We start from the raw sequence: 12249 nt of genomic DNA on the forward strand, positions 1-12249 counted from the left end.
CTGTTTTTGGGGTTATATTTCTTAAAAATAACAATATTTTTAACACAAAAACAAAATATTTATAACAAAAAGATTTAAAAATACTACATAATACACAACAAAGCCTTATAAATACTGGTTTTATAAAAAATAGTATCTTTAAGCACTAATGCTAATTCAAAATGAGAAAACTACTTTTTCTATTCCTGTTCATTATGACATCTTCTCTCTATGCACAAGAAGTGACGACTACTTATTTTTTGATTCGCCATGCTGAAAAAGCGGATCAATCTAAAGACACTGATTTATCTGAAAAAGGCTTTGAACGAGCCGCTAAGTGGGATCAGGCCTTACAGCATATTTCTTTTGATGCCGTTTATGCTACCGTTTACAAACGCACACAGCAAACCGCTCTGCCAATCGCTGATCGCAATCATAAAACGATTATTATATACGATCATAAAAATCCGGATATCCCGAAATTTAAAAAAGAAACACTCGGAAAAACAGTATTGATTGCCGGGCATAGTAATTCGATTCCCGGTTTTGTAAATGCTTTAATCGGAAAGTCGAAATACAAAGAAATTGATGAGACTAATTTCGGAAATCTGTATATCGTCACCATCAAAGGAGATGCAACGACAGACTATCAGTTACAATTCTAAAATAAGAAAGGCTGCTAAAGAGCAACCTTCTTATCAAAAAACCACTAAACCACGTAATTAGAATCGCATCCCAACCCCTAATCCTAATAACCATGGATTTATTTTTACATCAGCCGGAATACTCAAACCATCAGCCAGATTGGAAGCATCCACTGTAACATCTGTTTTTAAGAATAAACGTTTTACATCGGCATTGATAAAGAACTTATCGGTTATCATAAGGTCAAAACCAGCCTGAACCGCATAACCTAATGCATTATCATATTTTACATCTTTAACTGTATTTCCTGCTTTTACATCATAAAAGAAGGTATAATTTAGTCCGGCGCCTACATACGGTTTAAACACTTTTTCACTCATCGGATAAAAATGATACTGTGCCATCAAAGTAGGCGGTAATAACCGAACGGAGCCTAGATCGACATTAGCATTAGTCGGTCCGCCCACAGCCGAAATATCAGATCCAACGGTATGCACATCGTGTTTTGAAGTCCCCAGAATCAATTCTACAGCAAAATTTTTGGTGAAGAAATAAGAGAAATCCAGTTCCGGAATAACCGTATTCGAAATAGAAGCGTCACCGCCAATTGTATTAATCGTAGCACTTTCGTTTGGCACTACACCTACTCCACGTACCCGAACCTGCCATCTTTTAAAATCATCGGTTTTATTTGTTTCCTGTGCCTGTACCCAATTTGTTCCTAAAAAAAGTGCCATTGCAGCTAATAACGTTATTTTTTTCATGTCTCTATCATTTAATATTACAGGACAAAAGTAGTGGCATAATTACAGGCAAAAACTGACAAAAATCATAGTACAGCAACTTTTTCATTAGTAATTGGAATCTCAAAATTTTTACGATTCGCTTTTTGTTATTACCTTTGCCATCCTATGCAAAAAACAGTTAACATACTTAATAAAAGAGCGAAATTCGATTATGAGATACTTGATAAGTATACGGCCGGTATTGTATTAACCGGTACGGAGATCAAATCAATTCGCCTGGGTAAAGCTTCCATAGCCGAGAGTTTCTGTGAATTCCACGGCCATGAACTGTTTGTTATCAATTCGCATATCGAAGAATACCTGTACGGTACGCACTATAATCACAAAGCCAAAAGCGAACGCAAACTGCTCTTAAACAAAAAAGAACTGAAAGGTCTTTTAAAAAATATGCAGAATAAAGGGCTAACTATTATTCCGCTTCGTTTGTTTACCAACGAAAAAGGGCTCGCTAAACTGGATATTGCATTATGCCGCGGTAAGAAAAACTTCGACAAACGTGAGACAATCAAAGACCGTGATAATAAGCGTGATCTGGATCGTGTTAAAAAAACCCACTAATTATTATTCAAAAGTGTTTTGATTTTGCCGATTTATGACTAAAATTGTCATGAAAAAGCAAGAAGCATGAAAGACTTACTCAAAAATGCCCGCGAACAAAAAGGGCTTAAAACCCGGGAAGTGGCACAAATGCTTCATATTGATCAAGCATTAATCAGTAAGTTTGAAAACGGTCAGCGAAAACCCACACGAGACCAACTCACTAAATTAGCCACGCTACTGGAAATTGATTTTGACACACTTCTGATCAGTTGGCTAAAAGAAAAAATCATTTACGAAATCGGTCAAGATGAATTCGCTTTAAAAGCCATACAACTGGCGGAAGAAGAAATCAAACGCAATGCTTTTAAAAAAACGTATCCGATTTCCGCTGCACTTCAGCTATTATTAAACGAAATCGACAATTTAAAAGAAAAAGTGACCCGTTTTCGTTCCTTTGAAACCGAAGCAATCAAACAGACGATCGCTCTGGATTATATTTTCAACAGCAATCAATTAGACGGAAACACTTTTTCACTCGAGGAAACAATTGCCGTTATTCAGAAAGGAGAAACCATTGCCGGTAAAAGCATGCGGGAACATCTCGAAGCTATTAACCATATCGAAGCTTTGCGTTATCTCGAAACACTATACAGTAAAAGTGGTTTTATTTCCGAAAAAGAAATTTTCACGCTTCACAATCTTTCCGTTCGGGGTATCACACCGGAAGAATCCGGAAAATACCGTACAACCGATACCGTACAGAATGAAACGTCATATAATCTACCTCGTTTCAACACGATACCGAAATTAATGGCGGATACTTTTTTATGGTATGAAACCAATAAAATCAAATTACATCCGGTTATTCTGGCCGGAGAAATTTTAGCACAACTCCAACAGATACAACCTTTTGCTTTCGGAAATAACAAAGTAGCCCGAATGATTATGAATTTTATCCTGCTGCAACAGGGCTATCTTTCAGCCAATATAAAAGGGGATATGGCTTCCCGAATGCGTTTGGAACATGCTTTGAATGAAGCACAAACTTCTCAAAGTAAAGAGTTGCTGTTACTTCAGATTGCCGAAGCCGAAAAAAAAAGTCTGGAACGTTATCTGAACCTACTGGTTTATCAATAAAAAAACGCCCGAAAAGGCGTTTTAGTTAATTTTTATCTTCCAATAACGGCACAAAACGAAAATCTCCGAATTCATGCTTTTCAAATTGTGTCTCATTTTTCCGGATCAGTAACGTCATAACCTGAACATCTTCACCCAACGGAATTACCAATCGGCCACCGATTTTCAGCTGTGCCATAAGCGGTTGCGGAATAAACGGCGCTCCGGCTGTTACAATAATCCCGTCAAAAGGGGCGAAATTCGGCAGTCCTTTATAACCATCACCAAAGGATAAATGTTTCGGACGCATACCTAATTTCGGCAATAATAACGAAGTGCTTTTAAACAATTCGTTCTGACGTTCCACACTGTATACCTTTGCTCCCATTGTACATAAAACAGCCGTCTGATAACCGGATCCGGTACCGATTTCTAATATTTTATCGTCTTTTTTCACCTGTAATAATTCCGATTGAAATGCTACGGTATACGGTTGCGAAATCGTTTGTCCGGCACCGATCGGGAATGCTTTATCCTGATAGGCGAAATCTTCAAATCCTGAATTCAAAAAAAGATGTCTCGGTATTTTTTTGATGGCTTCCAATACATTTCTGTCCGTAATACCTTTTTGTTGTAAAACGGTTATCAACTGATTCCTAAGACCTTGATGTTTGGCTGTATCTCTCACTTTTATGGCTATTAATTGACGGTAAAAATAACAAACAAATGTACAATTTGAAATCCATCATCTAAAATTATTAACACCCCTTTCCTTAAAAAAAATCACCTAACTTTTAAATTTGAAATAGAAGATTTTACGGCGAAATCTTTTATTTTTGTTGAAAATAGACAATTATGCTAAAAGTTGGCGTATTAGGTGCCGGCCACCTTGGAAAAATACATTTACGATTACTCAATCAATCTGAAAAATATGAATTAGTCGGGTTTTATGATCCGAATACTGAAAATGCCGAGAAAGTTGCACAGGAATTCGGTTACCGAAAATTCGATTCGATAACAGCATTAGTTCAGGCTGTCGATGTGGTAGACATTGTAACGCCAACACTTTCTCATTTCGATTGTGCCAAAGAAGCTATCGAAAACGGAAAACATGTATTCCTTGAAAAACCGATTGCCAATACCGTAGAGGAAGCCCGTGAGATTATTGCCCTGGCAACCAAACACAATGTAAAAGGACAAGTTGGTCATGTAGAACGATTTAATCCGGCTTTTAAAGCAGTAAAAGATAAAATTGAGAACCCGATGTTTATCGAAACCCACCGACTGGCTGAATTTAATCCGCGCGGAACCGATGTACCGGTTGTATTGGATTTAATGATCCACGATATCGATGCAATTTTAAGCGTGGTGCGCTCGAAAGTAAAAAACATCAGTGCCAGTGGTGTTTCCGTGATTAGTGATTCTCCGGATATTGCCAATGCACGGATTGAATTTGAAAACGGCTGTGTTGCCAATGTAACTTCCAGTCGTATTTCAATGAAAAACATGCGAAAAGCCCGTTTTTTCCAGAAAGACGCCTATATATCGGTCGACTATCTTGATAAAATCTGTGAAGTCGTTAAAATGAAAGATGCACCTGAAATTCCGGGTGATTTCGATATGATCCTGCAAAATGCTGAAGGTGTAAAAAAACAAATCTATTACGATAACCCTTCCGTACATCAGAACAATGCCATCCTGGATGAACTGGAAACATTTGCAGATGCCATCAACAACAATACAACACCAATAGTAACACTGGAAGACGGAACAGAAGCCTTACGGGTAGCCCACCAGATTATTGACTGTTTTAAAAAATAATCCATGTTCGAAAAAGTGCTTCAGGATACGGAAACTTTGGTTCATTTCGCTATTATCTGTGGAATGACGCTGTTGTTTTCCTATTTTGCCAATCTATATCTGAAAAGGCTTATCCTGAAAAAATCCAACATAATGGATAGTGATCCTACCAATTATGTCTTTTTCAAACATTTTGCCACAGCCATTATTTATCTTTTCGGATTCGGCTGGGCTTTATTAACTTTACCGATTGCAAAAACCTACGGACATTCGCTTTTGGCCGGAGCCGGAGTAACCACTTTAATAGCGGGATTTGCCTCCCAACAAGCTTTAAGTAATATCGTAGGCGGTATTTTTATCCTGATTTTCAAACCGTTCCGCGTGAATGATTATATTGAATTTCAGGGCAAATCAGGTCGTGTACTGGAAGTTAACCTGCATGACACCGTTATTTTGGATGATACAGACAATAAAATCGTAATCCCGAATACGTTATTATCAAACGGAATTATAACAAACATTAAAAAACAACCATAAAATGAAAAACATAGCTGTAATCGGAGCCGGAACAATGGGTAACGGAATTGCACATACTTTTGCGCAAAGCGGTTTTAAAGTATTATTAATTGATATTTCCGAAAAATCACTGGAAAAGGGAATGGCTACAATCGTAGGTAACCTGGATCGAATGATTGCCAAAGGAACCATTACGGAAGCCGATAAAAAAGCAACTATTGAAAACATCATTACCTATACTGACATTGCAGACGGTGTTGTTAATGCGGATTTAGTAGTAGAAGCCGCTACTGAAAATGTAACTTTAAAATTAAACATTTTCAAACAGCTAAGCGAAGTTTGTAATGAATCTACAGTTCTGGCTACCAATACCTCTTCTATTTCCATTACACAAATCGCTTCTGTGGTGAAAAACCCGGAGCGGGTAATCGGAATGCACTTTATGAATCCGGTGCCGATTATGAAATTGGTAGAAATCATCCGCGGATACAATACTACGGATGAAGTTACAAAAACCATCATGGATTTATCTGTAAAACTGGGTAAAACTCCGGTAGAAGTAAACGATTATCCGGGATTTGTAGCCAACCGTATTTTAATGCCAATGATCAACGAATCTATCGAAACACTATATAACGGTGTGGCAGGAGTATCCGAAATCGATACGGTAATGAAATTAGGAATGGCACATCCGATGGGACCATTACAACTGGCTGATTTTATCGGACTTGACGTTTGTCTTTCGATCCTTAATGTAATGTATGACGGATTTAAAAACCCGAAATATGCTCCTTGTCCTTTATTGGTAAACATGGTAATGGCCGGAAAACTGGGTGTAAAATCAGGAGAAGGTTTCTATGATTATTCCGAAAGCAAAAAAGCAGAAAAAGTAGCGAAAATGTTCGCTTAATTATTTAGTATATCCGATTGGCAATTGGTAATCTCGGTTATCAATTGCCAATTTTTAATTTTGATTCAATGGCACTAATACAACCTTTTAAAGCGGTTCATCCTACAGCTGACAAAGTAAGTCTGGTTACCTCCCGTTCTTATGACGATTACGGAGCGGCAGAACTTGCGGCTTATCTGGAGTTTAATCCGTTTTCTTTTTTACACATTTTAAATCCGGCTTATGTAAACCAACAGAAGATCGGATTTGACAAGCGTTTTAAAGCGGTTGCACACAAATACGCCGATTTTAAAAAGGACGCCATATTGGTTCAGGAAGAAAAACCGGTATTATACCTTTACCAAATTGAATCTAAAAATCATAAATTTATCGGGATTCTGGCCGGGACTTCTATTACAGATTACCAACAGAATACGATTAAAAAACACGAAGACACCTTACAATACCGGGTAGATCTTTTTAAGGATTATCTGCATCAAACCGGTTTTAATACCGAACCCGTACTGATGACATATAATGAAAATCCGGTGCTAAGTCAGTGGATTTTCAACAAATCACAAGAACGTCCGTTACTGGATTTTTCCACAACCAATAAAGAAAAACATACCTTGTGGAAAATTTCAGACGATACTGAAATTCAGTGGCTTCAGGAACAATTTAAAAATATCGGCGATCTGTATATTGCAGATGGTCACCACAGATCGGCTTCAGCGGAATTATTATATGAACAGGATAAAAATTCAGGCAACGAAAACCTGAATTATTTTATGAGTTATCTGATTGCCGATTCTAACATTAAAATTTATGAGTATAACCGTCTGATTCGCGATCTGAACGGTTATAGCAAAGATGATTTTATTAAAAAACTAGCCGATAATTTCGTCATCAAAAGTAAAAAGCAGGAACTGTGGAAGCCCCGTAATAAATTCGAATTCGGAATGTATTTAGACGGCGCCTTTTATTCCTTAAAACTTAAAGAAGAAAATTTTATCTTTGATGATGCTTTATCCGGATTGGATGCTCAGATTCTATACAAAACGGTATTACAACCGATTCTGGGTATCGAAGATTTACGAACGGATGACAGAATTGAGTATGTTCCCGGTACAAAATCCATTACCACGATCAAAGAAAAGGTAGATAGCGACGAATTTGAAGTTGGCTTCATGCTGTTCCCTATCAATATTAAAGAAATTAAAGATCTGGCTGATGCCAATTTAATCATGCCGCCAAAAAGTACGTTTATCGAACCGAAATTCAGAAGCGGACTGGTTATTTATGAAATATAGCCCCTTTGATCAACCAATGATAAGAGAATATGACAATACGTGAAAATCTTACTACAATAAAAGCAAGTCTTCCGGAACAAGTTACACTGGTTGCGGTTTCTAAAACCAAACCGGTAGCGGATCTTATGGAAGCTTATGAAGCCGGACAACGTATTTTCGGTGAAAATAAAATACAGGAAATGACCGAAAAATGGGAACAGATGCCAAAGGATATCCAATGGCATATGATTGGTCATGTACAATCCAACAAAGTAAAATACATGGCGCCCTATGTAAGTCTGGTTCATGGAGTAGACAGTTTAAAGCTTCTTCAGGAAATCAACAAACAAGCTCAAAAAACGGATCGGGTTATTAATTGTTTGCTGCAAATCTATATCGCCGAAGAAGAAAGTAAATTCGGATTAGATGAAAATGAACTGGAAGCTATTTTAAAATCCGACGCTTTTAAGGAACTCAATCACATCTGTATCAAAGGATTAATGGGAATGGCCACTTTTACCGACAGTAATGATCAGATAAAAAAAGAATTCAGCCGTTTAAAAGCTATATTTGACAAGTATAAAGACAATAAAAGCCAAAATACCGACTTTTCCGTTTTATCGATGGGAATGTCCGGCGATTACAAAACCGCAATTGATTGTGGGAGCACAATGGTTCGGATCGGAAGCAGTATTTTTGGTGTCCGGTAACCCCTAAATTTAAAACCTAAGAACAGAATTTGTACGCTATACTCGACATAGAAACAACCGGAGGACAATACAACGAAGAAGGCATTACCGAAATTGCCATCTATCGCTTTGACGGTCATGAAGTGGTTGACCAGTTTATCAGTCTGGTCAATCCGGAAATCCCAATACAGCCGTTTGTTGTTAAACTAACCGGTATTAATAATGCCATGCTACGTTCTGCCCCAAAATTTTATGAGGTAGCCAAACGTATTATAGAAGTCACACAAGATTGTATTATCGTAGCACATAATGCAGCATTCGATTACCGTGTACTTCGTATGGAATTCCGCCGATTGGGTTATGAATTTAACCGGAATACCATCTGTACCGTTGAACTGTCTAAAAAATTAATCCCTGACCAACCTTCTTATAGTTTAGGAAAATTGGTTCGAAGTCTTGGAATTCCGATAGCGGATCGTCATCGGGCGACCGGCGATGCCATGGCAACAGTTAAGTTGTTTAAAATGCTATTAGCTAAAGATGTCAAAAAGGAAATCGTTACGACTTTTATCAAAAAAGAAATCAAATCCGGGATGTCTCCGAAATTACTTGACATTGTGGAAGGTATTCCTTCTAAAACCGGAATTTATTATATCCATCGTGAAGACGGTACGATTATTTACATCGGTAAGAGTAAAAATATTAAAAAACGGGTTAACCAGCATTTCACCGGTACATCCCGTAAAGCCAAAAAAATACAGAACGAAGTCTATGCCGTCACTTTCGAAGAAACCGGAAGTGAGCTGATCGCGCTTTTAAAAGAAAGCGAAGAAATCAAAATCAATAAACCCGTTTATAACCGGGCACAACGTAAAACGATTTTTCCGTGGGCTTTATATGCCGAAAAAGATCAGGACGGTTATATTGCGATTCGTCTGGCAAAAGCCGACGGACGTAAAAAAGAAATCACCTCTTTTGTAACGGCTGTGGAAGGCAAAAACTTCCTGCATAAAATTACAGCCGAATATCAATTGTGTCAGAAAATCAACGGCTTATACGATACCAAAAAAGGTTGTTTTCAATACGATATCAAACAATGTAACGGTGCCTGTATCGGCAAAGAAAATCCGGAGGAATATAATGTTCGTGTACAGGATTTTATCACCAATTATCAGTTCCAAAATCAAAACATGGTGATTGTGGACCGTGGTCGCAGTATCGATGAAAGAAGTGCCATTCTGGTTGAAAACGGAATTTACAAAGGCTATTGTTTTTATGATCTGAATTATCAGATTAGCAATATTGAAATCCTGAAAAAAATCATTATCCCGATGCAAAATAACCGGGACACCCGTAATATCATTCAGAATTATCTTCGCAAAAAGAAAGTCAATAAAGTAGTAACGTTTTAATTCCGAATCGTTATGAGAGCCTTAAAAACCAAATACGATATTTTCAGGCAAAAAGCCTATATCATTATTTATGGTTCCAATACGTTTGCCGGACGTCTTTTCGACTTGACGTTACTGGGCGTAATTTTGTTGAGTGTTCTCCTGGTAATGTTGGAATCCATCGAAAAACTGGATGCCAAACACCATACTTTTATTGTAGTTTCGGAATGGATCATCACGATATTTTTCAGTATCGAATATGCGCTTCGGATTATTTGCAATAAACGACCTTTAAAATACATTTTCAGTTTTTACGGTATAGTGGATCTTATTTCCATTCTACCGATGTATTTGTCCTTTTTTGTACCGGGATCAAGAATTTTATCTGTTATCCGTGCATTGCGATTACTTCGATTATTCGGTATTCTGAATCTGGTGCATTTTACCGGTCAGGAATCCCAATTGAAACTCGCTATTAAAGCCAGCCGGACAAAAATTATCGTATTTATCTATTTCATTTTGGTAGTTTCCATTTTACTCGGCGCCATTATGTATGTCATCGAAGGACCGGAAAGCGGATTTACAAGTATTCCCGTGAGTATTTACTGGTGTATTGTAACCTTAACAACCGTAGGATATGGTGACATCGCTCCGGTTACTACTTTAGGACAAATTATTGCTGCTTTTATCATGATCATGGGTTACGGAATCATTGCGGTTCCAACCGGAATTGTAACAGCCGAATTTGCCAATGCAAAACGCAACGACCCGGATATGGACGGCAAACGTAAATGTCCGTCCTGCACTACTATTATTTATAATGAAGACTCCAGATATTGCCACCATTGTGGCGAAAAATTAACGCATGGCTAATTATTTAATCACCGTCATAGGTCCTACAGCAATTGGGAAAACCGCTTTAAGTATTCAACTGGCACAACATTTCAATTGCGATATTATTTCCTGCGACAGTCGTCAGTTTTTTAAAGAAATGGCGATCGGAACCGCTGTTCCTTCAAATGAAGAACAGGCTGCCGCACAACACCATTTTATCCAGCATATTTCGGTTTTTGATCCGTATACGGTAGGCGATTTCGAAAGAGATACAATCGAGCTACTGGATCAATTATTTGTAAAAAACAACATTCAGGTTATGGTGGGCGGATCCGGTTTATATGTAGATGCCATTTTAAAAGGTTTTGACGATTTTCCGGATATTGATCCTGTTGTACGGGAGAAAATCCGGGAGAACTACGAAAAACAAGGAATAGACTACCTTCAGGATCAGTTAGCGCAACTTGATCCGGATAACTATACAAAAATTAAAGCTGAAAATCCGCAAACACTTCAAAATCCGCAACGAATGATGCGTTTTGTAGAAGTTTGTATCGGAAGCGGACAACCCTATTCATCGTTTCTGAATCAGAAAAAGACGCAACGGCATTTTACGCCGATTGTAATCGGATTGGAGGCCGAAAGAGATGTCATGTACGATCGTATTAACCAACGTGTCGACCTGATGTTGGAAGCCGGTTTGCTAAAAGAAGCAGAAATGCTTTATCCCAATAAAACGTTAAACGCCTTACAAACGGTCGGTTATCGGGAATTATTTAGTTATTTTGACGGAGATTACACGTTCGATTTCGCGGTATCGGAAATTAAAAAGAACACACGACGCTTTGCCAAACGCCAGATGACCTGGTTTAAACGTACAGAAAAAGCGCAGTGGTTTGATTACAATACACCCGCCCGTTCTATTATCGAATATGTGAATCAACAAATTCAAAACGAATAAAAAATGCCTATAACTCCCGATTTTACTTCCGTTTATGAACATGAATGGGAAATCAACTTTACACAATGTACACCATACGGTTTTCTGAAATATACCGATTTATGCAATCTGTTACAATTAACCGCTGCTGAGCATTCTATTCATGGCGGGCTGAGTTTTAATGACATGCAATTGCATGATCAAGCCTGGGTTTTGAGTCGGATTCGGGTAGAAATAACCGATATTCTTCCTAAGTGGATGGACAAAGTGATTGTAAAAACCTGGATTGAAGATTTACAGGGCTCACGTTCAATCCGTAACATCGAAATGTATCTTAACGGAAAAAAGGTAGCCGGAGCTTCAACGTTTTGGGCTGTTTTCAACACCAAGCTACGAAAAGCTGAAGCATTAGCTTTGCCACATGAACATTTTGAAAAATTTCCCGGATGGCATGCTACCGAACAACATTTCTCTAAAATTAATGTATCCCGCGATACTAAAGTTGCCGGAAGCCGCAAAGTCGCTTTATCGGATCTTGACATTGTGAATCATGTGAACAATGTAAAATACCTCGAATGGTGTTTGGATACGCTAAATGCAAAAGCTGTTCTAAAACAGGAAATCAAAAGTTTTGAGATGAATTTTATGCGGGAATTGAACCTTAATGACGCAGTAACACTACACCGGACAACAGAAGAAAAACCAACTTACTTTTCGGTAAACAAAGAAGATAACAAAGTCTCTTTTGCTTTACAATTGGACTGGAAATAAAAAAATAAACGCTCCTAAAAAGGAGCGTTTTTTTCTTTAGTAGA

At 37.9% G+C, this 12249-nt stretch carries 14 protein-coding genes; 12 read left to right on the forward strand and 2 right to left on the reverse strand.

Going from position 1 to position 12249, the window contains the following annotated elements:
* The first annotated feature begins 161 nt into the window (after positions 1–161).
* Positions 162–644 carry a phosphoglycerate mutase family protein gene (locus NOX80_RS17235; RefSeq protein ID WP_256551052.1) on the forward strand — a complete coding sequence of 161 codons (483 nt, stop codon included), beginning with the start codon at positions 162–164 and terminating at the stop codon, positions 642–644.
* Positions 645–701: 57 nt separating this feature from the next.
* Here the strand turns inward: NOX80_RS17235 and NOX80_RS17240 are convergent, their stop codons facing one another.
* On the reverse strand, positions 702–1388 hold the full coding sequence (locus NOX80_RS17240) for an OmpW/AlkL family protein (protein WP_256551053.1): 687 nt from the start codon (positions 1386–1388) through the stop codon (positions 702–704).
* Positions 1389–1535: 147 nt separating this feature from the next.
* Here NOX80_RS17240 and smpB point away from each other — a divergent pair, with 147 nt between their 5' ends.
* Entirely contained in the window at positions 1536–1988 is a 453-nt protein-coding gene (smpB, locus tag NOX80_RS17245; RefSeq protein WP_256551054.1) for an SsrA-binding protein SmpB, read from the forward strand.
* A gap of 66 nt (positions 1989–2054) precedes the next feature.
* On the forward strand, positions 2055–3107 hold the full coding sequence (locus NOX80_RS17250) for a Fic family protein (protein WP_256551055.1): 1053 nt from the start codon (positions 2055–2057) through the stop codon (positions 3105–3107).
* A 25-nt stretch (positions 3108–3132) separates the two neighbouring features.
* Here NOX80_RS17250 and NOX80_RS17255 read toward each other — a convergent pair whose 3' ends face one another.
* Positions 3133–3774, reverse strand: coding sequence for a protein-L-isoaspartate(D-aspartate) O-methyltransferase (locus tag NOX80_RS17255; protein WP_256551056.1), 642 nt, complete (start codon positions 3772–3774; stop codon positions 3133–3135).
* 167 nt (positions 3775–3941) lie between these two features.
* Here NOX80_RS17255 and NOX80_RS17260 point away from each other — a divergent pair, with 167 nt between their 5' ends.
* The 9 genes from NOX80_RS17260 to NOX80_RS17300 all read left to right on the forward strand — a co-directional run bounded on the left by NOX80_RS17260 (position 3942) and on the right by NOX80_RS17300 (position 12205).
* Complete coding sequence (locus tag NOX80_RS17260) at positions 3942–4907, forward strand: Gfo/Idh/MocA family protein (RefSeq protein ID WP_256551057.1); 966 nt, start codon at positions 3942–3944, stop codon at positions 4905–4907.
* A gap of 3 nt (positions 4908–4910) precedes the next feature.
* Positions 4911–5423, forward strand: a complete 513-nt coding sequence (locus NOX80_RS17265) for a mechanosensitive ion channel family protein (protein ID WP_256551058.1) — start codon at positions 4911–4913, stop codon at positions 5421–5423.
* A 1-nt stretch (position 5424) separates the two neighbouring features.
* Positions 5425–6312, forward strand: coding sequence for a 3-hydroxyacyl-CoA dehydrogenase family protein (locus NOX80_RS17270; protein WP_256551059.1), 888 nt, complete (start codon positions 5425–5427; stop codon positions 6310–6312).
* 68 nt (positions 6313–6380) lie between these two features.
* A complete protein-coding gene (locus NOX80_RS17275; RefSeq protein WP_256551060.1) occupies positions 6381–7601 on the forward strand; it encodes a DUF1015 domain-containing protein in 1221 nt (406 codons plus the stop codon).
* A gap of 29 nt (positions 7602–7630) precedes the next feature.
* Complete coding sequence (locus NOX80_RS17280) at positions 7631–8290, forward strand: YggS family pyridoxal phosphate-dependent enzyme (protein ID WP_256551061.1); 660 nt, start codon at positions 7631–7633, stop codon at positions 8288–8290.
* Between the two features lie 29 nt (positions 8291–8319).
* Positions 8320–9681: an exonuclease domain-containing protein gene (locus NOX80_RS17285; protein ID WP_256551062.1), complete on the forward strand. Its 1362-nt coding sequence runs from the start codon at positions 8320–8322 to the stop codon at positions 9679–9681.
* A 12-nt stretch (positions 9682–9693) separates the two neighbouring features.
* Positions 9694–10533 (forward strand): ion transporter, encoded by an 840-nt coding sequence (locus tag NOX80_RS17290; RefSeq protein ID WP_256551063.1) that lies wholly within the window; start codon positions 9694–9696, stop codon positions 10531–10533.
* Entirely contained in the window at positions 10526–11455 is a 930-nt protein-coding gene (miaA, locus tag NOX80_RS17295) for a tRNA (adenosine(37)-N6)-dimethylallyltransferase MiaA (RefSeq protein ID WP_256551064.1), read from the forward strand. Before NOX80_RS17290 ends, miaA begins: the two co-directional genes overlap by 8 nt.
* Before the next feature lie 3 nt (positions 11456–11458).
* Positions 11459–12205: an acyl-[acyl-carrier-protein] thioesterase gene (locus NOX80_RS17300; protein WP_256551065.1), complete on the forward strand. Its 747-nt coding sequence runs from the start codon at positions 11459–11461 to the stop codon at positions 12203–12205.
* The last annotated feature ends 44 nt before the right edge of the window (positions 12206–12249 follow it).

It is taken from the genome of Flavobacterium cerinum (assembly GCF_024496085.1).
In the GTDB taxonomy this organism is placed as follows: domain Bacteria; phylum Bacteroidota; class Bacteroidia; order Flavobacteriales; family Flavobacteriaceae; genus Flavobacterium; species Flavobacterium cerinum_A.